Source organism: Faecalibacterium sp. BIOML-A1 (assembly GCF_009679715.1).
Classification (GTDB): domain Bacteria; phylum Bacillota; class Clostridia; order Oscillospirales; family Ruminococcaceae; genus Faecalibacterium; species Faecalibacterium taiwanense.
Genome location: NZ_WKZJ01000002.1, coordinates 312,713 through 334,381, shown reverse-complemented (window position 1 = coordinate 334,381; position 21,669 = coordinate 312,713). Strand labels below are relative to the sequence as shown.

Genomic DNA, 21,669 nt, shown 5'->3' with positions numbered 1-21,669 from the left:
TTAGTCCTTTTTCGGCACCGGCATCTCGTAGCCGCAGCCTTCCTTTGCGCAATACAGCTTGGAGCCTTTGCGGAACATGGTGCTGCCGCACTTGGGGCACTTGGTGGGCACCGGCATGTCCCATGTCATAAAGTCGCAGTCCGGGTAGCGCTCGCAGCCATAATAGATGCGGCCCTTGGAGCTTTTGCGCTCCAGCATACGGCCCTTGCCGCACTTGGGGCAGATGCCGCCGGTATCCTTGACCAGCCGCTTTGTGCCCCGGCACTCCGGGAAGCCGCTGCAGGCCAGGAACTTGCCGTACTTGCCCACCTTGATGACCATGGGTCGGCCGCACAGGTCGCATACCTCACTGGAAGGCTCGTCCGGCACCTTGACCTTCTTGCCTTCCATGTTCTTTTCGGCCTGCTCGAGGCTTGCCGCAAAGCCCTGGTAGAAGTCATCCACCGTCTTGTGCCAGTCGGCCTTGCCGCTCTCGATCTTATCCAGATTCTTCTCCATCTGGGCGGAGAAGTCCACATCCACGATGTGGGGGAACTGTTCCAGCATCAGGCCATCCACCGCCCGGCCCAGCAGGGTGGGCTTGAGCTTTTTCTGGTCGCGCTCCACATAGCCGCGGTCGATGATGGTGGTGATAATGGGTGCGTAGGTGGAAGGCCGACCGATGCCGTTTTCTTCCAGAGCCTTGATGAGGGTCGCTTCGGTGTAGCGGGCGGGCGGCTGGGTGAACTTCTGCTCGCTCTTCAGGTCGCGCAGCTTCAGCACCTGACCCTGCTCCAGCGGAGGCAGGGCGGTCTCCTTCTTTTCCTTTTCGTCGGTGGCTTCCTCGTACAGGACGGTGAAACCGTCAAAGGTAACGGTATAGCCGCTGGCCTTGAAACGGTAGTCCGCCGCGCTGACCGTGACGGACACGGTGTCCTGCTGGCAGTCTGCCATCTGGCTGGCCATGAAGCGGCTCCAGATCATGCGGTAGAGCTTTGCGGTGTCGCCGCTGATGCTCTTGTCCACCTCGTCCGGTGTCAGGGACGGCACCGAGGGACGGATGGCCTCGTGGGCATCCTGTGCGGCAGTGGCGCTCTTGGTCTTCCATGTGCGCTTGTAGGGGCAGATATAGGCTTCACCGTAGGCCCCTGCGATATATTCCTTTGCGGCGGCAACGGCTTCATCCGAGATGCGCAGGCTGTCGGTACGCATGTAGGTGATCAGACCCATGGTGCCGTGGCCTGCAATGTCCACGCCTTCGTACAGGGTCTGGGCAGCGCGCATGGTGCGGGTGGCCGTAAAGCCCAAGCGGCGGGATGCCTCCTGCTGCAGGGTACTGGTGATAAAAGCCGGAGTGGGCTGCTTTGCCCGCTTGCCCTTTTTCAGCTCTGCCACCACGTACTCGGCCCCTTCCAGACCCTTTTCAATGGCGCGGGCCTCGGCTTCGCTTTTGGGCAGCAGCTTTTTGCCGCTGGCATCGGTGGCCAGCCGGGCGGTAAAACTCTTGTGGCCTGCGCCGAGGGTGGCATCCACGTTCCAGTATTCGTCGGGCTTGAAACTCTCGATCTCCTTTTCGCGGTCATCGATCAGGCGCACGGCCACGCTCTGCACGCGGCCTGCGGAAAGGCCCCGGCGCACCTTGCGCCAGAGGAACGGGCTGAGCTTGTAGCCCACCAGACGGTCCAGCACACGGCGGGCCTGCTGTGCGTTGAACAGATCTTCGTCGATGGCGCGGGGATGGGCCATGCCCTCCTTCACGCCCTTTTTGGTGATCTCGTCAAAGGTCACGCGGTTCGGCTCGTGGGGGTCCAGCCCCAGAATGTTTGCCAGATGCCAGCTGATGGCTTCGCCCTCACGGTCCGGGTCGGTTGCCAGCAGCACGCCGTCTGCGTGTTTGGCCTTGCTCTTCAATTCCTTGATGAGCTTTTCCTTGCCTTTGATGCTGATGTACTGTGGGGCATAGCCGTGCTCCACATCGATGCCCAGCTGGGAAGCGGGCAGGTCACGGATATGGCCCATGCTTGCGGTGACCTCGTAATCATCGCCCAGATACTTGCCAATGGTTTTCGCCTTAGCAGGCGACTCCACGATAACCAGTTTCGCCATTCGAGTTTACTCCCATTTCAAATTTTCTTTCTTCTCTATCAGGAACGCACCGTGCAACTGCACAGTACGGGATTCTCTATTTTTATATCATACCACAGCTGTTGTGTGCTGCGCCAGCAGAAATTATACTATTTTATCACATACCGCTTGCCCGGCATGCACAGCACCCGGCCGGAAAGCTCCAGCTTCATCAGGGTGCCCAGCAGCATCGCTGTAGGCAGGCCGCTGCGCACGCAAAGCTCCTCAATGCCAAGGGGCTGCGGCCCGATGCAGGAAAGCACCTTCCGCTCATTCTCGCTCAGAGGCTCCGGCTGCTTTGCCGTCACCGCCGCTGCGCTCTGCCGGCGCAGGCCCAGCGGGCCAAGCAGGTCCGCAGCAGAACACACGGCACGCGCTCTGCCGTCCCGCAAAAGGCCGTTTGTGCCTGCGGAATTGGGCGAGTAGATGCTGCCTGGCACCGCGAACACCGGCTTGCCATAGCGTTCGGCGTGAGACACGGTGGACATGGTGCCGCTTTTTTCCTGCGCTTCCACCACCAGCAATGCAGAGCTGAGCGCCGCAATGAGCCGGTTGCGCTGCAAAAATCCATTTGGGCCAACGCCCTCACTGCGGGGCGGGTACTCACTGATCACGCAGCCCTTCTGCTCGATCTTGTGCCGCAGCACCACATTGGCCGCAGGATAGGTGCGGTCGATGGGCACGCCCATCACAGCAATGGTAGGGCAGTTGTTTTTGACAGCAGCGCGGTGCCCGGCGCTGTCCAGCCCGTCCGCAAGGCCGCTGACGATCAAAGCGCCGCTTTGGGCCAGTTCCCCGCCAATGTCCGCCGCTGCGTTCAGGCCGTATTCGGTAGGCTTGCGGCTGCCCACGATGCCCACCGCGCCCGGCTCGTTGAGCCAGAGCGGATCGCCGGTGCAGTAGAGCACCAGCGGCATATCCGGGATGCGGGAAAACGCCAGCGGATAGTCCGGGTCGTCAAACGGCAGGATGCGCACACCCAGATCATCGCACCGCATCACCAGTGGGTGGTACTGTTCCGGGGCCAGCTGCTGCGCCCGCAGAGCTGCTGCCTCCCCCGCTGCAAGACGAAATTCTGCCGTATCGCGAGCCTCCCATGCTTCCTGTGCACCGCCAAAGGCATCCAGCACACGGCCCGCGTGAACGCTGGCCGGGCCAAGCACATGGGCCAGCCACAGCCAGCACAGCAGCGGATCCGGGGCAGGCTCCGGCGGGAAAAGGCTGGTCTGCCCTGCAAGGCCGCTCATAGGCTTTCCTCCCGGAAATGCCACAGCAGGATGCTGCCCGCAATGCCGGCATTCAGGCTTTCCACCCGGTCGGTCATGGGGATGCGCACCGTGCTGCTGCAGGCAGCAATGGTCTCATCGGTCAGGCCCTGACCCTCGCTGCCGATGACGACGCAGACGCCGCCGGGGTAGCTTGCCTGCGCCGCGCTCAGCGGCTGAGACTTGTACAGCGCGGCAGCAAGGCAGGTGATCCCCTTTGCGCGCAGCTGGGTGATGGCATCGGGCATGGCACCGGCTTCGATCACCGGGATGCGCACGGCGGCTCCCATGGAAGCGCGCAGGGTCTTGGGGGCATACACACTGGCACAGCCGTCGCTCAGGATCACACCGTCAAAGCCAAAGGCCGCAGCAGAGCGCAGCAGGGTGCCCACATTGCCGGGGTCCTGCACCCGTTCCAGCGCCAGATACCGCCCGCCCGCCTTCACTTCGTCCAGTGTGTGCACCGGGGTGCGGAACACGCCGAACACCCCCTGATGGGTGCCCACATCGGCCAGCTTATCGGCCACATGGTCTTCCACAAGGTAGTGTTCACCGGGCAGACCAGCAAGCTCCGGGCACTTTGCCATAGCGCTCTCCGTATAAAATAAGGTCTCCAGCTGCGCACCGCGGGCAAGCTCCGGGCAGAGCTTGCGGCCCTCGGCCAGAAAGCGGCCCTCGCTGCGGCGGAATGCCGCGCTGGAAGAAAGGCGGCAGGCGTATTTGATCTTTGCGTTTTCCCGGCTGGTGATTTTTTCGTCCATCGTGTGTATTCAACCTTTCGCTGTACTGTCGTTCAAAAAGTAGTCTGCCGTCTTGTTCAAAAAATGCAAAAAGGGCAGCGTCTGCCACAAAGCGTTCCTGCGGCAGGGCGCTGCCCTGAAAAACATGTTCCCCTGCCGTAAGAACCCCGGATACAAAACGGACGCCCGCGTATACGCGCGGGCGTCACGATTCAAGTTCCTAATCAGGCGTTCTTGACGGTCTCGACCAGAGCTGCAAAGCTCTTGGGATCGTTAATAGCCATCTCAGACAGCATCTTGCGGTTCAGCTCGATGCCAGCCTTCTTCAGACCAGCCATGAAGGTGGAGTAGTTCATGCCCAGAGGACGAACTGCGTTGTTGATGCGGCAGATCCACAGGTTGCGGAACTGACGCTTCTTCATGCGGCGGCCAGCCAGAGCGTAGTTGCCGCTCTTCATGACCTGCTGCTTGGCCATCTTAAAGTGCTTGCTCTTGCAGCCGTAGAAGCCCTTGGCCAGCTTCAGCATCTTCTTACGACGTTTGTGAGTCATGGTTGCGCCCTTGATACGTGCCATTTTTTATATCTCCTTTAGTTGTCTCAATAGAATGTGTTTGCCTGCGGCTCGCTCTTAGGCGTAGGGCAGCATGCTCTTGATGGTAGCTGCGTTGGTCTTATCAACGTAGCTGGGCTGACGGTAGCCACGGGTCAGCTTGGTGGTCTTCTTGGTCAGGATGTGGCTGCGGAATGCGTGGCCGCGCTTGATCTTGCCGTTCTTGGTCAGCTTAAAGCGCTTCTTAGCGCCGGAGTGCGTCTTCAGTTTCATCTTAGCCATTTTAGTTTCCTCCTAAAATTAGTCCTTATTGGGTTTCGGGATCAGCAGAATGGACATCGTGCGGCCCTCGAGCACCGGCGGCTTATCGGTGGATGCCTGAGGCAGAGCCTCGGCAAAACGTTTCAGCACGTCTGCGCCCAGAGCACTGTGCGCCATTTCACGGCCGCGGAAGCGGATCGAAACCTTAACCTTGTGGCCAGCTGCCAGGAACTTGGCAGTCTGGTTCAGCTTGGTATTGAAGTCGTTGGTGTCAATGTTGAGCGAAAGGCGGGTCTCTTTAACTTCGACCACCTTCTGGTTCTTCTTGGCTTCCTTCTCCTTCTTCTGCTGTTCAAAACGGTACTTGCCGTAATCCAGCACCTTGCACACAGGCGGAACAGCCTGCGGTGCGATCTTGACCAGATCCAGACCAGCATCTTCAGCAGCGCGCATGGCCACCTGAATGGACACAACGCCCTTCTGCTCGCCGTCTGCACCGATCAGACGGACCTCACGGTCACGGATCTGACCGTTGATCTCCAGTTCCTTCGACTTTCCAGCGGTAGCGATAATGAATGCACCTCCAAACAAAATCCATTTTGTTGCAATATTTGGCATAGAAAACGCGGCCGCCCATTTTCAGGACAGCCGCGCAAAAATTCACTCAAAGCCGCAGTCCACTCATAATGAACTGCCTTCAGGTATAGCCCGGGGGATCTTTCCCTCGCAAGGCGAGCGCGGCACAGGCCGTAGCTGCTTTCTTTACCCGGCTATTTTACCACAGGCAGAAAACGCTGTCAAGCACTTTTTATGCGTTTTGCGGGAAAAATATGACTTTTGAAAAAGAAGTAAGTTTCCGATAGCGTCCTCGCCCTCTCCGTCATTGCTTACGCAATGCCACCTCTCCCAAAGTGAGAGGCTTTGGCAGTCCATACAAAGTTTGCGGTTTTGCCAAGGGCTCCTCCTTTGGGGGAGCTGTCGAGCAAATGCGAGACTGAGAGGGCGAGCCCGTTTTCCTTATGCTTCGATCAGCCTCCCCAGCTCCAGCGAGTAGATGCCCTTATACGTTACCTTCTTCGGTGCAAAGCGCTTATCGATGGCAAGGGCATAGAGGTTCAGCTGCGGGCGGTAGGCGCTCAGGAAGTCCGCTTCGGTCTTGCGGCGGTCGGTCTTGTAATCCAGCAGTTCCAGATGATCCGGGAACACCAGCACAAGGTCTGCAATGCCCTGCACCAGCACCTGCTCATCCTGCACCAGCACCTGCTCATCCTGCACGGCAGCGGCTTCCTGCGCGGAAGCTCCCTGTGCCGTCAGCACGGCCGACGCGGGCAGCGCCGTGATGAAGGCCAGCTCCCGCAGCACCTTTTCGGCTGCGCAGATCTTTGCAAAGGCTTCGCCTTCCACAAAGCGGCGAATCCGGCTCACATCCAGCTTTTCCGCGATCTCCGGGGCCACAAGCTGCCTGTCCACCTGCCGCTGACGCTCGGTCAGAATGGCTTCCTCCAGCGTGCCCGCCGCTTTGGCAGCAGCAAGGGAGGCAAAGTCCGCATGTTCCAGAAAAGCGTGCAGAGCCGTGCCCATCTCGGCGGCGGTCAGTCCGTCCTTGGAGAGAAAGGCAGGGCGTTCCAGCGTGGTCTGCTCGGCCTTGTGCACGATGCTGGTCACGCTGACCTTGGCGGGCACCGCAGCCAGTTTTGCCGCCGGATACCGCCATGCAAAGCCCTCCTGCAGCTGAGCCACCAATGCCGGGTCTGCCGGGACAGGCTCTGCCGCTTCCGGTTCCTGTTCCGGTGTTTCCGGCTCCGGCTGAGCTTCCTGCACCGTGACCATGATCTCGCTTTCCGTAAACACAAAGGGCAGTTCCAGATCTCCTGCCAGCCGCCGCAGCGGCCCGCCGAAGGGATGCACCAGCAGCGCTGCACGCAGCCAGTCGGCAAAGCTGCCCGCCTGCTGGTTCAGCGTTTCTCCCGCGCCCGCAGCAAGGAATGCTGCCGCCTTGGCAAAGGGATTGCCGGTCTTGGTCATGCCCAGCGGCACCGTGAGGATCAGCTTATCCTGTGCACGGGTGAGCGCCACATATAAAAGGCGCATCTGCTCGCTGCGCGTTTCCTGTGCATGGACGCTGGCAAGAGCAGCGTAGGCTGCAGTCTTGTACATGCTCTCGCCCTGTTCCGGGCGCAGGCGCAGGCCCGCGCCGTATTCCCGGTGCAGCAGCACCGGCTGGTAAGTGTCGCTCAGGTTGAAGTGCCGGGCCGTGTCGCCCACGAACACCACCGGGAACTGCAGACCCTTGGAGCGGTGGATGGTCATGATGGTCACACAGCCAGGCCGCGCACCGCCGGGCACAGTGTCCTGCCCGGTAGAACCGGCCTGCGCCGCCGCGTCGATGGCACGCACCAGCGCCGAGATGCCGTTTGCACCGGTCTGTGCACAGAAAGCCGCAAAACGCCGGGCATCTTCCCGGCGGTGCGCACCGTTTTCCAGTACGCCCAGCGCAGCAAGATAGCCGGTGGAGACAAAGATTTCTTCCAGCAGCTGTTCTGCCGGGGCACTGCGGGCCATGCGCCGCAGTGCGGTGAGTCGGTCATAAAAGTCTTTCACCTTTCGGGTGAACGAAGTTTCATCACCATTCTGCACCACCTGCAGCACTGCGCCGTACAGACTCATGCGGGAAGCCCTTTTGCCCGTTTCCTTCGCGCCCTGTTCCTCCTGCGCCTTTTTCTGCATTGCGGCGCTCTGGGCACGCAGGCGTACAAGGTCGTCGTCCGTAAAGCCGAACATCGGCCCCAGCATGGCGGCGGCAAGGTAGATATCCTGCGCCGGGTTGTCGATGACCTTCAAAAGCGAGATCAGCGGCCGGATGTGCGCTGCTTCCATCAAGTTTTCGCGCGCATCCGCATACACCGGGATGCCCCGGGCCGTGAGCGCTTCCTCATAAGCGAGGAAGTCGCCGCGCGCCGCCAGCAGGATGCAGCAATCCTCGTACTGCACCGGGCGGGTGGAGCTGCCGTCCCGCACTGGTTCGCCGTTTTTCACCAGTTCTTCAACGCGCTGGGCGATCCACGCCGCGTCGGTCTCAGCGGTGTCGTCGGGCAGGAAGTGCGCTTCCACGCTGCCGGCGTATTCGCCGGGTGCACCGCACACAAGACGCTGGCCGTCACCGTAAGCCGTATCGCCCAGCTGGGGGGTCATGAGCTGTTCAAAGATAAAGTTGATGCCTGCCACCACCTGCGGGGCGGAGCGGAAGTTCGCATCCAGCGCCAGCAGAGCGTTTCCGCCTGCCGTACCCTCCTCCGGGCGGGGGCGGGCAGTGCCGCTGGGCAACGGTGCCCATGCGTTCAGCTTAGCCCGGAAGATGCTGGGGTCGGCCTGACGGAAGCGGTAGATGCTCTGCTTCAGGTCGCCCACAAGAAACAGGTCATCCCCCGCCGGGGAAGCAAGGCAGCGGTAAATGGCATCCTGCAAAGCGTTCGTGTCCTGATATTCGTCCACCATCACGGCGGCATAGCTCTGCCGGATGCTCTGGCACAGCGGGGTGCACACGCCATCCGGTGTGCGCAGCAGCCGCAGGGCCTGATGCTCAAAATCGCTGAATTCCAGCAGCTTGCGCTCCTTTTTCTTTGCCGAGAAGCGGGCATCAAAATCCCGCACGGCGGCAAACAGCGCCCGCAGCCGGGGCAGGGCCGCTCTGCGGTCGGCTTCGGCTTCCTCCTCGCTGCAGGAGACAAGCTCCGTAATGTGCTCAAACAGCTTGGCAGCTTCGTCTGCGCGGGTCCTGACCGCTACCTTATGATCGCCGGTCAGCCGTTTTTTCATGCCCTTGAAGCCGGGTATCTCCTCCATGCCCAGCACATAGGGTGTCAGCTTATCGTACAGCGGTGTCCACTGCCCTGCCGCAGCCAACCGTTCCACCTCGCCCAGCAGGGCGGCGGCGCTTTCCAGCCGGGAGAGCGGCTCTGCAAATTTATCGTTGACACCAGCCACGGCCTTTGCCTTGGAAGCAGCGGTCTTGCCTTTTTCCTCGGCCTGTGCCTGTGCAAGGACAAAATCTTCCTTACAGTCTGCCAGTGCTGCCGTCAGCAGTTCCCGCGCGGCCTTTGCGCAGCGGGCCGCTTCCGCCAGCAGCAGGTCATGCCAGCAGGTAAAAGCAAAGCCGTTTTCCCGCTGCCATGGTGTCAGATATTCGTCCAGCCTGCGGTCGTAGTCCGGCAGAGCGCGCAGAAAATCGTACACATGCAGGATGGTATTGCCTGCGGCCTGATCGGTGCGGCCCTTTCCGTAAAGGTCTGCAAAGGCACAGAAGTCCGGGTCGCGGTAGGCATTTTCCAGCGTTTCGGCCAGCGCCGAAGCCCGCAGCACCTCCACGCTGCCGGGATCTGCCGGGGCAAAGTCCGGCGGGATGTCCAGTGCCTGAAAGTGCTTGTGCAGCAGGTCCAGACAGAACGCATCAATGGTACAGATGGGCGCACGCTGCAAAAGCATCCGTTGGCGGCGCAGGCTCGTGTTGTGGGGCTGCTGCTGGCTGAGCCGCAGCAGTGTCTGCCCGATGCGTGCCCGCAGCTCTGCCGCCGCCGCATTGGTAAAGGTGACGATGAGCAGTTTGTCCGCATCCACCGGGTGGTCCGGATCAGTGATGAGCCGCACGGCGCGTTCGGTCAGCACCGCTGTTTTGCCGCTGCCCGCCGCCGCGCTCACCAGCAGCGCACCGCCCCGGTCCTCAATAGCAGCGCGCTGGGCCGGGGTCCATTTGGGCTCACTCATGCCTGCTCACCTTCCTTCTCGTTCTCAGTCTCTTCCGGCTCAAAGGGTTTGGCCGGGGCTTCCAGTGCCCGCTCGCCGATGCCGGTCTCGTGGCAGCAGATAAAGCTGTAGTCGCACCAGACGCAGGGGTTCCTGCCTGCGCCTGCCACCAGCGGTTCCGCAGCGATCTGCCCATCGTAAAGCTGCTGGCCCATCTGGGTGACAAGATCATCCAGATGCAGCTGGATGCGGTTGAGCTTTGCAATATCGGCACGCTTATCCTTCTGGCTGGGGCTGGGTACACCGTTGCGGTAGCCAAAGGGCAGGTAGCGGCCCGTCTCATCCGCATCCATGGCATCGAACACCTTTTGCTCGTCCCTCACAAGGCCGTCCAGCTCGTACTGCACGTCCTGCTGTGCCTGCTGGCGGTTGGTGGTCTTGGGGGCCGGGTCTGCCAGCAGATACAGCACGCCTGCCGGTTCCGCACCGGTAAAGCGGCCGCTCTTATCCCGGGTCAGGCTGAACAGATACAAAAGCATCTGGCAGTCCAGCCCGCAGTATACCTCTTTCAGGTTCAGTTTTTTGGTGCCGGTCTTATAGTCCACCACCCGCACCCAGCGGGTGCCGTTTTCCTCCACCCACTCGTCGGCGCGGTCCACCGTGCCCACCAGCTGCACGGTGCGCCCATCCGAGAGATGATACACCTGCCCGGGCACGGCATCCTCCCCGGAGCCGATGCGCAGTTCACAGGCTGCCGGGTGGAAGCAGGACTGCTTCTGTTCGTCCCGCAGGTAGCACAAAAGGCTTGTCATGCTTTTTTTGAGCCGTGAGAGCAGATAGGCGAACCGGGCTGTATCCTCCGGCAGATAGCGCTTTGCATATTCGTCCACCAGCAGGCTGGCAAGGCCTGCCATGGCTTCATCGTCCAGCTCCAGAAATGGGGCCAGCCCGGCGCAGGGATTATCCACATCCGGGTGCGGGTCCAGCGCCATCTGCAGCACCCAGTGCATCAGGGTGCCGCTCTGGTCGGCAGAAAGCTCGGCCCGCCTGCGGGGCTTCAGGCCCAGCACATACTGCAAAAAATAGCCGTAACGGCAGGTATAGTATTTTTCCAGCTGGCTGGGCGAAATGCGCAGCCGCTGCCCCAGCAGGCCGCTCAGCGCGGACAGGTCGTTCACCTGCCGGGGCGGGTCCTCCTCCATGCGGCGCAGCAGAGCAAGGCCCCGGGGTGCATCCGTCTGCGGCAGACGCAGCGCCTCAGTCAGGCTGGCGCGTTCCGTGTCGGTCAGCGGCCAGCCGCCCAGCGTATCCAGTGCATCGGCGGGAGTGGCTGCAAGGTCGGGAAGCTCCAGCTCCGGTGCCGCCGGGTGCAGGGCCTCCACGATGGGTTCCAGCGCTGCGCACAGGGTCTTGCCCTGCCCCTTGGGCCAGCTGAGCCACAACCCCTTTGCCGGTGCGGTGAGGGCTTTGTAAACGCACACCTGCTCGCGCACCACGCGGTTCTCAAAGCAGTCCGGCAGGTCGATCTGCTTTGCCATCAGAACATCGCGGTCGGCATGGGTCAGAAGGCCCGTCTCGGACGGTGCACAGGGAAATTCGCCCTCCGCAAGGCCCAGCACGAACACATAGTCCGGCGCGTCCAGACGCATTTTGCCCGCGCTTGCCAGCACCACGGCATCCAGCGTCTGCGGGATGTGCCCAAGGTCCGAAGAGCGCAGCAGCAGGCTGAACAGGTCCTCATATTCTGCAAGGGTCACACCCTGCCCGCCCAGCAGGTGGGCCATCTCGTTGAGCAGCTGCATCACCACGTTCCACTCGCGGGCCGCTTCCTCTGCCGCCGGGATGCCCCGGGCAGTGCGGACGGCTTCCACCAGCGCTGCCTGCTGCTCTTCTGCACCCAGCTTTTTCAGGCAGAAATACAGTTCCCGGCTGATCTGTTCGGCGCTGCCGCCCCGCACCTTGCTGCGCAGTTCGTCCACGGCTGTTACCAGCAGCTGGCGGGCAGTCTCGGCATCCTCCAGCGTTTTTGCATCCTCATCGGACAGTTCATTTTCGCCGAAGCCCTTGGGGCTTTTCTCAAATTTTGTGCGCCATGCCGCCGCATTGGGTGACCAGGTATAGGCATAGTTTTCCAGCGCGCAGACCTGCGGCTCGGTCAGAGCGCACAGGCCGGTCTTGGCAAGAATGGTCAGGTTTTCGGTCATATCCGCACCGCGCAGCAGTGCCAGCAGTGCACGCACCGCCGTAGCCGGGGCGCTGAACTCCGGGGTGGTGGGTTCATCGCAGTAAAGCGGGATATCTGCCATGCGGAACTCGTACCGGATGGCCGCACGGTAATCCGGGATATTGCGGCAGACCACGGCCATTTTGCCGCAGCGCACGCCCTGCCGCATCAGGCGGCGGATGGCCGCAGCGGTGCAGCGGGCTTCCTCTTCCCGGCTGGCAGCGGCAAACAACCGCACCTCCGGCGCAGCGGGCGGCACCTCACAGGTGCCAGTCTCCAAAAGCTCTGTCACAGCCGCAAGTCCGGGCGCATCCTTATGGCGCAGGTCGCGGCGCAGCAGCTCCGGCACTGCCGCATCAGCACCGTTTTTGCGGGCCAGCTGCCGCAGCTGTGCGGCCACCTGCTTTGCGCCGGAAAAAAGCCCCATATCCCCCGGCACCATGGGCGCACCATCGTCGCACAGGGCCACCGTGACGGTGGGCAGCGCCGCCAGCATCGCGCCCATCAGCCGCTTTTTGGGTGCGTTGAAGGTATCGAACTCGTCAATGAACACTTCCCGCTCCCGCAGAAAGTCCGGCAGTTCACCCCGGGCAAGAGCGGCTTCCAGCCGGTCAGCCGCCAGCTCCAGCCGGTCGGCGGGGTCCATGCCGGTGCCCGCCAGCAGCGTTTCGTACCCCTGAAAGATCAGTGCCAGCTCGCTCAGCTTGCCGCTTTCCGGCCCGCAGTCCGGCGCAAGCTCTGCCAGCTGTGCGCCGGAAAGGCCGGCACTTTTCAGCTCGTCGATGGTCTGGGCCGCCATCTGGCAGAAGGCCGCACTGCGGCGGTGGCGGTAGTAGTAGTGCACATGATCCTGCAGCTCTTCCAGCGCGCGGCGCACCAGCACGGCGCGGCCCGCGTCCGAAAGGGTCTGCACCGCCGCGCCGCCCTCGGCAGAGAGGATGCGCTCGGCCAGACTGGTAAAGGAAAAGCTTTCCACCATGCCGGAAAGAGCATCGCCCAGCTCCCGGTAGATGCGGCCCTCCGTGCTGGAAGTGAACTGTTCCGGCACCAGAAGGATGCTGCGCCGGCCCTGTTCGGCCCGGGCCTTGATGCGGGAATAGAGCAGGGTGGTCTTGCCGCTGCCGGAGCCGCCTAAAACCAGTTTGAGCATGGGGCACTTCCTCCTAAAAAAACGATCTGTGTTTATTGTAACACGAAAATCCTCTCAAAAAAAGTGTGATTCTCTACCTTTTAGCCTGCAGCTGTGGTACACTTGGACCGACAAACTTTTCCACACAAGAGAGGAAGCCTGTATGAAAATTTTAGCTGTTGACTACGGCGACAGCCGCACCGGCCTTGCCACCTGTGACCGCACCGAGTTCCTTACAACGGCCATCACCCCGCAGATCACCCTGAAAGCCCGCAACAAGGTGGCGGCACGGGTGTGCGAAGTGGCCAAGGAGATCGGAGCCGAGCTGATCGTGATCGGCCTGCCGCTGAACATGGATGGTACCGAGGGCGAACGCGCCATCAAGAGCCGCAAGCTGGCAAAGACGGTCGAAATCTGGAGCGGCCTGCCGGTACGCATGTGGGACGAGCGCCAGACCACCTGCGCCGCCGCCGACATTCTGGATGAGAGCGGCACCTTTGGCACAAAGCGCAAGGAGATCCTGGATTCGGTCAGCGCCACCGTCATTCTGGACGATTATCTTGCATGGCGGAAGGAACATCCGGGGGAGATTTGATTCAACTCCTTCCGTCATCGCTGGCGCGATGCCACTGCTCCCCTTTTTGTCACTTGCGTGACATCTTCCCCCGGCCGGGGGAAGTCTTTCTCATTGAGGGAGGCTCTGGCGAAAAGGAAAACTTTGCCGCACTGCCAAGGGCTCCCTCTTTGAGGGAGCTGTCGCCGCAGGCGACTGAAGGAGTTATAAAAAAGCACCCGCAGTTTTGAACGCTGCGGGTGCCTTTTGGTTCACTGATAGGTCTCGATGCTCACGCTGTTGATGGTGATATCCTCACGGGGCTTCTGGTTTTCGTCCACGGCGGTCTGGCCGATGGCATCCACCACGTCCATGCCCTCGTACACCTGCCCCAGCACGGTATCGGTGTAGTCAAGATAAGGCGCGCCGCCGGCGGTCTGATAGGCCGAAACCACCTCTGCGCGGTAGCCCGCGCTGTTCATCTGGTCCACAAGCTCCTGCGTCACCGACTGGTCTCCCGGCAGCGTCTGCATCACGTAAAAAACGCTGGCGCACTCGCCGGAAGCATCCGTGCCCATGCACAGGGCACCGGAATAATGGTGCAGGCTGTCGGTGGTCTCAGCCGGGTAGCGGCTGCCGTTCCAGATGGTGTTGCCCCTGCCGTCGGCCCCCTGCCCGGCTTCCACCACAAAGCCGCTCTCCACGCGGGAGAAGGTCAGGCCGTTGTAGTAGCCTGCCTGCACAAGGCCCGCAAAGTTATCATAGGCCTGCGGGGCCTTGTCCGGGAAAAGCACCGCCTTGAACACGCCTGCCGAGGTATCAAACACCGCAATGGTGTCCCCCGCCGCAGGGTGGGCAAACTGCAGCTCTGCCGATTCCACTGCCGGGCGGTCGATCTTCTGGACTGTACTGCCGCCGCTGCCTTTGCCAAAGTGCAGAAAGCTCCCGGCACTGCAGCCCGTCAGCACCAGCGCCGCTGCCAGCACAAACGCCGCCCATCTTTTTTTATGCATCATTTCCGCCCACGCTCCATACTCTATAGTAACCTGCACGACACACCGTGCACAGAAGATTCAGAGGATAGTATATCATATTCTGCCGCAGAGTGCGAGAGCAAATGCGTGAAAATTTGCTGCACAATTTCTGTGCGAAAAAGCATCTTGACGAGCAGGCAAAAAAACGCTACACTATATGCAGGCCAAGCGGGCGGCACACAAACAGCCCGTTTTATGACACGATACAGGAGACAATATCTATGTCTGACGAAATCAAGAACCCTAATACCGAAGAAGATCAGCCCGACCTGATGACGCTGGAGGATGAGGACGGCAACGAGATCACATTTGAGGTGATCGATGCGCTGGACCACAAGGGCGTGCATTATCTGGCTGCTGTGGAATACGCCGAGACCGAAGAGGAAGCTGAGAATGCTCAGCTGGTCATTCTGAGCGTTGGCGAGGATGATGAAGGCGAATATCTGGATGTCGTGGATGACGACGAGCTGCTGCTGGAGCTGGGCAAGCTGTTTGAAGAGCGCCTGAGCGACGAGTACGACATCGAAGAATAATTCCAGACAAATTACCCGGCAAAACTTCCTGCCCGGCTCGATTTGTTGCGGTTTATATGATCCTACTAATCATTCAACGGGAGCCTGGAGTTCCCCGGTGGATTGCAGACCTCCCCGTCATGGGGCGACCATGAAGGCTCGATGAGGAAGCGCGAACCCGGAGACAGGGCACCCACCTGTCCGTAAGGGTAGGTTTGATTGACCGCAGACGACCGGGCGGGATCTTTTTATAGCAATCCATCCACCGCTGTCCTCTGCACTTTCTGCAGAGATGCAGTGTGTGGATTTTTTTATTATCTTGAAAGGATGTGCATTGCGGCATGAAGTCAGAACATCTGGTGGGCACCTCCATCCCCCGCTTTACCTTTGATACCCCCACCACACCGGGCAATGATTTTTACAAGCTGTGCGAAGGGGAGCACCCTCTTGTCATGATCTTCCTGCCTGCCTTTGACCACCCTGTCACCCGGGAATATCTGACCCGCTACCTGCAGACCCTGCCCAGACTGCGCGGCGTGCGGCTGGCCTGCGTGGTGCGTTCCTCGCCCCGCATGGTGGCAAAGGCCACACAGGGGGCCGAGTTTCCCTTCACCCTCATCTGCGACGCGCCGGGGGTGCTGTACGGCTACCTCGGCGTAGAACAGGCCCGCGGCATCCTGAGCTGGAGCTTTGCGGCCCAGCGCATCTACAAAGCGGCCAAAGAGCAGGGCTACCGCTACAACAGCAATGCTCCGCAGCAGCTGCCGCTGACGCTGGTGGTGGGCCACATGGGTAAGATCCTGTTTACCCACTCCGGCCGCAGCCAGACCGACCTGCCGGAGGACTGCGCCGCCATCCGTGAGATCACCCACGAGGTGGTGCGCACCATGGCCGAGGATCAGCGGCGTGCACACCCCCACTGCTCCGACGAAACGCTCACCCTGCCGGATCTGGTGGGCTGGGACGATCTGGACGGAAGCAGTAATTGAGTCAACAAGCAAAAGCACCTGTCATTGACCCTCTCAGGCGCTGACGCGCCAGCTCTCCCGAAGGGAGAGCTTTTTTACTTCTGGAGGACAGGCACAATAAAGCTCCCCCTTTCGGGGGAGCTAGCAATGCCGTAGGCATTGACTGAGAGGGTCATTCATCCGTTTCATCCGAAAACAGCCCCGGGATGCCGCACAGGGCTGCGATGCCCACCAGTGTGAACACGATGCGCGACCAGATGGATGCGCTGCCGCCCAGCAGCCAGCCCACAAAATCGAACTGGAACAGCCCCACAAGGCCCCAGTTGATGCCGCCCACGATCATTAAGATCAGACAGATTTTATAAAAGGTCTGCACAAAAAAGACCTCCTTCCCTTGCGGGCAGTATGCCCCGTGGGAAGGAGGTCTATGCATTTTTATCGGCTCACCCGTGCGCCGCCGCGGTCAGGCTGCGCCACGTACACCTGCTTCCAGCGCCGCTTTGCGGCCTGTGCAGCAGCCCGTGCGGCCCCTTCGTCCCGGAATACGCCGAACACCGCCGCACCGCTGCCGGTCATCAGGGCGGTGACAGCGCCATGCTCCCGCAGCAGGGCCTTGATGGCCCCGGTATCCTTTGCTCCGCTGCACTCTTCCAGCGCATTGCCGGCGGCGGCACAAAGGGCATCCAGATCTCCGGCACGGATAGCGGCTTCCTGCGCTCCGCAGTCCGGGTGGATGCTGCTGCCCACCCGGTCATAGGCCGCAAAGGCCTCCGGGGTGGAAACGCCGTAGTCCGGCATCACCACCGTGAACCAGCACTCCGGCACCGGCGGCAGCGCCTTGAGAAAATCGCCCACACCCTGCACCCGGCAGGTGCCGCCCATCAGGGCAAAGGGCACATCCGCACCGATCTTTGCGCCCAGCGCGCACAGCTCACTCATGGAAAGGTGCGCACCGTACAGCTCGTTCATGCCCACCAGCACAGCGGCAGCATCGGCACTGCCGCCCGCCATGCCCGCCCGCACCGGGGTATTTTTATAGATGGTGATGTCCACGCCCGCCAGAAGGCCGGTGTAGTCAAAAAAAGCCAGCGCTGCCTTGATGGCAGTGTTTTTGTTATTGGGGGCCACCAGACTGCCCGGCAGACGCAGGTTCAGGTAGGGGCTGCGGCGCAGCACCACCCGCTCGTACAGGGTAATGGCCTGCATGGTCATGTCCAGATCATGGTAGCCGCCCGGCAGAAGGCCCACAACGTCCAGCGCTAGATTGAGCTTTGCGGGGGCCAGAATGGTCACGCAGTTCAGCCTTGCCATTTGTTCCTCCTCAGATGCCGTGATAGATGCTGTTTTCCTGCAGGAATTCCCGGATGCGCCGGAGCGCTTCCTTCAGATGCTCCACGCTGTAGGCGTAGGAAATGCGGGCGTAGCCTTCGCCGGAAGCGCCAAAGGCGTCGCCGGGGATGATGGCCACATGCTTCTGTTCCAGCAGCTTCGTGCAGAAATCCTGACTGCTCATGCCCGTGCTCTTGATGCAGGGGAAGGCGTAGAACGCACCGCGCGGCTCAAAGCAGGTCAGGCCCATATCGTTAAAGGACTTCACCACAAGGCGGCGGCGCATATTGTACTCGTCGCGCATGCGGTCGATCTCGCCGTCGCACTCCTTCAGAGCAGTGATGGCGGCGTACTGGCTGGTGGTGGGGGCACTCATGATAGCACTCTGGTGGATCTTGGTCATGATCCGGATGATGGGTGCCGGGCCGCAGGCATAGCCCAGACGCCAACCGGTCATGGCGTAAGTCTTGGAGAAGCCGTTCACCACGATGGTGCGCTCGGCCATGCCGGGCAGGGTGGCAATGGAAACATGAGGCCGCAGGCCATAGTTCAGCTCTGCATAAATTTCGTCGGAGAGCACCATGATGTTGGTACCGCGCAGCACCTCAGCTACAGCTTCCAGATCCTCGCGCTCCATCACCGCACCGGTGGGGTTGTTGGGGAACGGCATGATGAGCAGCTTTGTCTTGGGGGTGATGGCTGCTTTCAGCGCATCGGCACGCAGGCGGAACTCGTCCTCCTGACGGCAAGCCACATGCACCGGCACACCGCCGGACAGGGTGGTGATGGGCTCGTAGCACACAAAGCAGGGCTCCGGGATGATGACCTCGTCCCCGGGCTGCACCAGCGTGCGGATGCACATATCAATGGCTTCGCTGCCGCCCACCGTGATGAGCACCTCGTGCAGCGGGTCGTAGTGCAGGCCCATGCGGCGTTCCAGATACTTTGCCACCTCGGCGCGCAGCTCCTTCAGGCCTGCGTTGGAGGTGTAGCGGGTGCGGCCATGTTCCAGACTCTCAATGCCGGCTTCGCGCACAGCCCATGGCGTTTTGAAGTCCGGCTCGCCCACGCCCAGACTGATGCACTCGGGCATTTCGGCAGCCAGATCGAAAAATTTGCGGATGCCGGAGGGGCGCATGGCCTCAGCGGCAGGCGCGATCAGTTTATCGTAGTCCATCACAGCACCGTGCACTCTCTTTCATCGATTTCTTCGTCCTGATACAGGCGGCCCTCCTTTTTATAGGTGCGCAGCACAAAATGGGTGGCGGTGGACAGCACATCGTCCAGCGGAGAAAGGCGCTTTGCCACGAACAGGGCGATCTCCTGGAAGGTCTGGCCCTTGATCACCAGCTGCAGGTCGTAGCCGCCGCTCATCAGCAGCACGCTCTCCACCTCGTCAAAGGCGGCAATTGTGGCTGCGATCTCGTCAAAGCCGCGGCTCTTCTTGGGGCTGACGTTCAGCTCGATGACGGCCTCCACACGGTTCACACCGGCCTTTTCCCAGTCCACAAGGGTCTTGTAGCCCTTGATGATTCCCTGCGCCCGGGCCAGATCGATCATGGCCGCCACCTCGGCGGGGGATTTATTCAGCATCGTGGCGATATCCTCAATGGGCAGCCGCGCATTGTCTTCCAGGATCTTCAAAAGCTGTTCCATAGTATTTTGCTCCTTCTCAGCCCGTAATCGGGAAATAAATTATCTATAAGTATAGCACAAGCTGTAAAAGATTGCACCCAATTTTTGGGATAGAATGTCTTTTTCTCCTCGTGTCTGTTCTTTTTTACAAAAAGTGTGTTCAAATTTTGCCAAATCTGCTATACTGGAAGGGTAAGAGTGTGCCGGAACGCTTGCGGCACCGTTCATCAAAAGGAAAACGAGGGTGGAAACGATGAAAGCATTCATTACCGTCATTGGTCACGATACCGTGGGCGTTGTTGCCAAGGTCGCTGGTCTGTGCACCGAACTGAATATCAATATCGAGGACGTGACCCAGAGCATCCTGCAGGGCATGTTCGCCATGATCATGCTGGTGGATATCAGTAATTGCAATGTGAGCCACGAAGAGCTGCACAAGCGCACCGACGCGCTGGCTGCCGAGATGGGCATGCAGATCAATGTTACCCGTCAGGAAGTTTTTGATGCCATGCACACCATCTGATGGAGGGAGTACACAGCTATGAGTATGTTTAATACCGGTGACATCCTCGAGACCATCGAGATGTTCACTCAGGACAATCTGGACGTGCGCACCGTCACCATGGGCATCAGCCTGCTGGACTGCATCGACCCGGACCCGAAGAAGGCGTGCGAGAACATCTATAACAAGATCACCACCAAGGCCGCAAACCTTGTGCCCACGGTGGAGCATATCAGTGCCGAGTACGGTATTCCCATCATCAACAAGCGCATCAGTGTCACACCCATCGCCATGCTGCTGGGTGCCTGCCCGGATGCCGACCCTGTGGAGTTTGCAAAAACTCTGGATGCCGCCGGTAAAAAGGTGGGTGTAAACTTTGTGGGCGGTTACAGTGCTCTGGTGCACAAGGGCTTTTCTGCCGGTGACCGCCGCCTGATCGAGTCCATTCCCCGCGCACTGGCCGAGACCGACATCGTGTGCAGCTCGGTGAACATCGGTGCCACCAAGGCAGGACTGAATATGGACGCCGTCAAGCTCATGGGCGAGGCCGTCAAGAAGGCCAGTGAGCTGACGGCTGATCGTCAGTGCATCGGTGCCGCAAAGCTGGTGGTGTTCTGCAACGCACCGGAGGACAACCCCTTCATGGCCGGTGCATTCCACGGCCCCGGCGAGCCGGACTGTGAGATCCATGTGGGCGTTTCCGGTCCCGGCGCTGTGCGCGCCGCACTGGCCCGCCTGCCCAAGGATGCCCCCATCGACGAGGTGGCAGAGCTGGTCAAGCGCACCGCCTTCAAGATCACCCGCGTGGGCCAGCTAGTGGCCAATCTGGCTTCTCAGGCACTGGGTGTGCCCGCCGGCATCATTGATCTTTCGCTGGCACCTACCCCCGCCATCGGTGACAGTGTGGCCAACATTCTGGAAGAGATGGGCCTTGAGACCTGCGGCTGCTGCGGCACCACCGCCTGCCTCGCCCTGCTGAACGATGCCGTGAAAAAGGGCGGCGTGATGGCCTCCAACCACGTGGGCGGTCTGTCCGGTGCCTTCATCCCGGTCAGCGAGGACGCCGGCATGATCCACGCCGCCGAGATCGGCTGCCTGACCATTGAAAAGCTGGAAGCCATGACCGCCGTCTGCTCGGTGGGCATCGATATGGTCATCATCCCGGGCGACACCACCCCGGCCGTCATCAGCGCCCTGATCGCTGACGAAGCCGCCATCGGCATGGTGAACAGCAAGACCACCGCCGTGCGCGTCATTCCCGCCATTGGCCGCAAGGTCGGCGAGGTGCTGGACTTTGGCGGTCTGCTGGGCTATGGCCCCATCATGGCCGTGAACCAGCACGACCCGTCCGTGTTCATCAACCGCGGCGGCCGACTGCCTGCCCCCATGCAGTCGCTGAAGAACTAAGAGAATAAATCTACTCCAACAGGCCCATCCTCTGGATAACATTTCCAGAAGAAGGGTCTGTTTTTATGTTATCCAGAATGCTTACACGTTCTCAGATGGCTCTGCTCTGCCTTGGCCTGTTTCTCGCCCTTGCTCTGTGTGGCGCATGGCAGGCATTTTCATGGGGCCGCACCCAGCTGGACACCGGGGCGCTGGTGTGCGCCGACACCCTGCGCCTGCACATCCGGGCTGAGAGCGATTCCATTGCCAGCCAGAGCGCAAAGCTCCATGTGCGGGATGCCGTGCTTGCCTATCTGGACACCGCCTGCCCGGCACAGAGCAAACCGGAAGCGATCGCCTGGGCGGCGCAGCATCTATTTGAGCTGCAGCTCACGGCTCGGCACGCGCTGGCACAGCTGAACATCCGCACTCCGGTGCGGGTGCAGCTGGTGAACATGTACTTCGACACCCGGCGCTACGCTTCGGGCACTCTTCCCGCCGGGCGGTACGACGCTTTGCGCATCGATCTCGGTGCCGGAAAAGGCCGCAACTGGTGGTGCGTGCTCTACCCGGGCCTGTGCCGCTCTGCCTGCGGCAGCTATGCCCGGCCCGCCGAAAACGACCTTGTGTGCGGGGAGTACATCCTCCGGCTCCGGCTGGTGGAATGGGTGCAGCAGCGCACCGCCCGCCGGGAGGATGTGGTGCTTGTGGGGTAACGCCCGGCGCTTTCGCCGCAT

At 60.9% G+C, this 21,669-nt stretch carries 19 protein-coding genes and 1 other RNA gene; 7 read left to right on the top strand and 13 right to left on the bottom strand.

The features are described 5' to 3' along the window. From topA to GKG36_RS03950, 8 genes are all read right to left on the bottom strand, one after another. Positions 1–2,085 (bottom strand): type I DNA topoisomerase, encoded by a 2,085-nt coding sequence (gene topA, locus GKG36_RS03985; protein WP_097781621.1) that lies wholly within the window; start codon positions 2,083–2,085, stop codon positions 1–3. A gap of 128 nt (positions 2,086–2,213) precedes the next feature. Continuing rightward, positions 2,214–3,350 (bottom strand): DNA-processing protein DprA, encoded by a 1,137-nt coding sequence (gene dprA / locus GKG36_RS03980; protein ID WP_154259305.1) that lies wholly within the window; start codon positions 3,348–3,350, stop codon positions 2,214–2,216. Further along, entirely contained in the window at positions 3,347–4,129 is a 783-nt protein-coding gene (locus tag GKG36_RS03975; protein WP_097775255.1) for an RNA methyltransferase, read from the bottom strand. Before GKG36_RS03975 ends, dprA begins: the two co-directional genes overlap by 4 nt. 203 nt (positions 4,130–4,332) lie before the next feature. Beyond that, positions 4,333–4,683, bottom strand: coding sequence for a 50S ribosomal protein L20 (gene rplT / locus GKG36_RS03970; RefSeq protein ID WP_005928218.1), 351 nt, complete (start codon positions 4,681–4,683; stop codon positions 4,333–4,335). Between the two features lie 54 nt (positions 4,684–4,737). After that, on the bottom strand, positions 4,738–4,941 hold the full coding sequence (rpmI, locus tag GKG36_RS03965) for a 50S ribosomal protein L35 (protein ID WP_005928215.1): 204 nt from the start codon (positions 4,939–4,941) through the stop codon (positions 4,738–4,740). A gap of 18 nt (positions 4,942–4,959) precedes the next feature. Continuing rightward, on the bottom strand, positions 4,960–5,538 hold the full coding sequence (gene infC / locus GKG36_RS03960) for a translation initiation factor IF-3 (RefSeq protein ID WP_005944384.1): 579 nt from the start codon (positions 5,536–5,538) through the stop codon (positions 4,960–4,962). A gap of 399 nt (positions 5,539–5,937) precedes the next feature. Beyond that, a complete protein-coding gene (locus GKG36_RS03955; RefSeq protein WP_154259303.1) occupies positions 5,938–9,681 on the bottom strand; it encodes a UvrD-helicase domain-containing protein in 3,744 nt (1,247 codons plus the stop codon). Continuing rightward, positions 9,678–13,034 carry a PD-(D/E)XK nuclease family protein gene (locus GKG36_RS03950; protein ID WP_154259301.1) on the bottom strand — a complete coding sequence of 1,119 codons (3,357 nt, stop codon included), beginning with the start codon at positions 13,032–13,034 and terminating at the stop codon, positions 9,678–9,680. Before GKG36_RS03950 ends, GKG36_RS03955 begins: the two co-directional genes overlap by 4 nt. Positions 13,035–13,176: 142 nt before the next feature. On the opposite strand from GKG36_RS03950, the gene ruvX reads away from it, so the two are divergent. Next, positions 13,177–13,608: a Holliday junction resolvase RuvX gene (ruvX, locus tag GKG36_RS03945; protein ID WP_044954016.1), complete on the top strand. Its 432-nt coding sequence runs from the start codon at positions 13,177–13,179 to the stop codon at positions 13,606–13,608. Positions 13,609–13,838: 230 nt separating this feature from the next. On the opposite strand, the gene GKG36_RS03940 is transcribed toward ruvX, so the two are convergent. Next, complete coding sequence (locus GKG36_RS03940; protein WP_242959994.1) at positions 13,839–14,582, bottom strand: peptidylprolyl isomerase; 744 nt, start codon at positions 14,580–14,582, stop codon at positions 13,839–13,841. Between the two features lie 239 nt (positions 14,583–14,821). Here GKG36_RS03940 and GKG36_RS03935 point away from each other — a divergent pair, with 239 nt between their 5' ends. The 3 genes from GKG36_RS03935 (at position 14,822) to GKG36_RS03925 (ending at position 16,101) form a co-directional block, all read left to right on the top strand. Next, positions 14,822–15,133, top strand: coding sequence for a DUF1292 domain-containing protein (locus GKG36_RS03935; protein ID WP_044954017.1), 312 nt, complete (start codon positions 14,822–14,824; stop codon positions 15,131–15,133). 22 nt (positions 15,134–15,155) lie between these two features. After that, positions 15,156–15,360: non-coding RNA, 6S RNA (gene ssrS, locus GKG36_RS03930), on the top strand. Between the two features lie 93 nt (positions 15,361–15,453). Beyond that, positions 15,454–16,101 (top strand): AhpC/TSA family protein, encoded by a 648-nt coding sequence (locus GKG36_RS03925; protein WP_154259299.1) that lies wholly within the window; start codon positions 15,454–15,456, stop codon positions 16,099–16,101. 151 nt (positions 16,102–16,252) lie between these two features. Here the strand turns inward: GKG36_RS03925 and GKG36_RS03920 are convergent, their stop codons facing one another. Genes GKG36_RS03920 through GKG36_RS03905 form a run of 4 tightly spaced genes read right to left on the bottom strand, consistent with a single transcriptional unit; the run spans position 16,253 to position 19,065 of the window. Beyond that, positions 16,253–16,456 carry a DUF378 domain-containing protein gene (locus tag GKG36_RS03920; RefSeq protein WP_243111924.1) on the bottom strand — a complete coding sequence of 68 codons (204 nt, stop codon included), beginning with the start codon at positions 16,454–16,456 and terminating at the stop codon, positions 16,253–16,255. Positions 16,457–16,515: 59 nt separating this feature from the next. After that, positions 16,516–17,391, bottom strand: coding sequence for a 4-(cytidine 5'-diphospho)-2-C-methyl-D-erythritol kinase (gene ispE / locus GKG36_RS03915; protein WP_154259295.1), 876 nt, complete (start codon positions 17,389–17,391; stop codon positions 16,516–16,518). Between the two features lie 10 nt (positions 17,392–17,401). Beyond that, positions 17,402–18,586: an aminotransferase class I/II-fold pyridoxal phosphate-dependent enzyme gene (locus tag GKG36_RS03910; RefSeq protein WP_154259293.1), complete on the bottom strand. Its 1,185-nt coding sequence runs from the start codon at positions 18,584–18,586 to the stop codon at positions 17,402–17,404. Beyond that, entirely contained in the window at positions 18,586–19,065 is a 480-nt protein-coding gene (locus tag GKG36_RS03905; protein WP_005935606.1) for an Lrp/AsnC family transcriptional regulator, read from the bottom strand. The genes GKG36_RS03910 and GKG36_RS03905 overlap by 1 nt, the downstream gene beginning before the upstream one ends. Before the next feature lie 232 nt (positions 19,066–19,297). Between GKG36_RS03905 and GKG36_RS03900 the strand changes: the two genes are divergently transcribed. From GKG36_RS03900 to GKG36_RS03890, 3 genes are all read left to right on the top strand, one after another. Further along, the gene (locus tag GKG36_RS03900; RefSeq protein ID WP_005944416.1) at positions 19,298–19,567 is read left to right on the top strand and encodes an ACT domain-containing protein; all 270 of its coding nucleotides are present in this window, start codon (positions 19,298–19,300) and stop codon (positions 19,565–19,567) included. 18 nt (positions 19,568–19,585) lie between these two features. After that, positions 19,586–20,953 (top strand): PFL family protein, encoded by a 1,368-nt coding sequence (locus tag GKG36_RS03895; RefSeq protein WP_154259291.1) that lies wholly within the window; start codon positions 19,586–19,588, stop codon positions 20,951–20,953. Positions 20,954–21,018: 65 nt separating this feature from the next. Beyond that, complete coding sequence (locus tag GKG36_RS03890; protein ID WP_243138966.1) at positions 21,019–21,648, top strand: stage II sporulation protein R; 630 nt, start codon at positions 21,019–21,021, stop codon at positions 21,646–21,648. Positions 21,649–21,669 lie beyond the last annotated feature (21 nt).

Coding starts and splice junctions, on each gene's coding strand:
- GKG36_RS03890 (WP_243138966.1), top strand. CDS start 21,019: ATGTTATCCAGAATGCTTACACGTTCTCAGATGGCTCTGCTCTGCCTT.
- ispE (WP_154259295.1), bottom strand. CDS start 17,391: ATGGCAAGGCTGAACTGCGTGACCATTCTGGCCCCCGCAAAGCTCAAT.
- GKG36_RS03900 (WP_005944416.1), top strand. CDS start 19,298: ATGAAAGCATTCATTACCGTCATTGGTCACGATACCGTGGGCGTTGTT.
- rpmI (WP_005928215.1), bottom strand. CDS start 4,941: ATGGCTAAGATGAAACTGAAGACGCACTCCGGCGCTAAGAAGCGCTTT.
- rplT (WP_005928218.1), bottom strand. CDS start 4,683: ATGGCACGTATCAAGGGCGCAACCATGACTCACAAACGTCGTAAGAAG.
- GKG36_RS03975 (WP_097775255.1), bottom strand. CDS start 4,129: ATGGACGAAAAAATCACCAGCCGGGAAAACGCAAAGATCAAATACGCC.
- ruvX (WP_044954016.1), top strand. CDS start 13,177: ATGAAAATTTTAGCTGTTGACTACGGCGACAGCCGCACCGGCCTTGCC.
- GKG36_RS03910 (WP_154259293.1), bottom strand. CDS start 18,586: ATGGACTACGATAAACTGATCGCGCCTGCCGCTGAGGCCATGCGCCCC.
- topA (WP_097781621.1), bottom strand. CDS start 2,085: ATGGCGAAACTGGTTATCGTGGAGTCGCCTGCTAAGGCGAAAACCATT.
- GKG36_RS03925 (WP_154259299.1), top strand. CDS start 15,454: ATGAAGTCAGAACATCTGGTGGGCACCTCCATCCCCCGCTTTACCTTT.
- GKG36_RS03905 (WP_005935606.1), bottom strand. CDS start 19,065: ATGGAACAGCTTTTGAAGATCCTGGAAGACAATGCGCGGCTGCCCATT.
- GKG36_RS03935 (WP_044954017.1), top strand. CDS start 14,822: ATGTCTGACGAAATCAAGAACCCTAATACCGAAGAAGATCAGCCCGAC.
- GKG36_RS03955 (WP_154259303.1), bottom strand. CDS start 9,681: ATGAGTGAGCCCAAATGGACCCCGGCCCAGCGCGCTGCTATTGAGGAC.
- GKG36_RS03895 (WP_154259291.1), top strand. CDS start 19,586: ATGAGTATGTTTAATACCGGTGACATCCTCGAGACCATCGAGATGTTC.
- GKG36_RS03940 (WP_242959994.1), bottom strand. CDS start 14,582: ATGATGCATAAAAAAAGATGGGCGGCGTTTGTGCTGGCAGCGGCGCTG.
- GKG36_RS03950 (WP_154259301.1), bottom strand. CDS start 13,034: ATGCTCAAACTGGTTTTAGGCGGCTCCGGCAGCGGCAAGACCACCCTG.
- dprA (WP_154259305.1), bottom strand. CDS start 3,350: ATGAGCGGCCTTGCAGGGCAGACCAGCCTTTTCCCGCCGGAGCCTGCC.
- infC (WP_005944384.1), bottom strand. CDS start 5,538: ATGCCAAATATTGCAACAAAATGGATTTTGTTTGGAGGTGCATTCATT.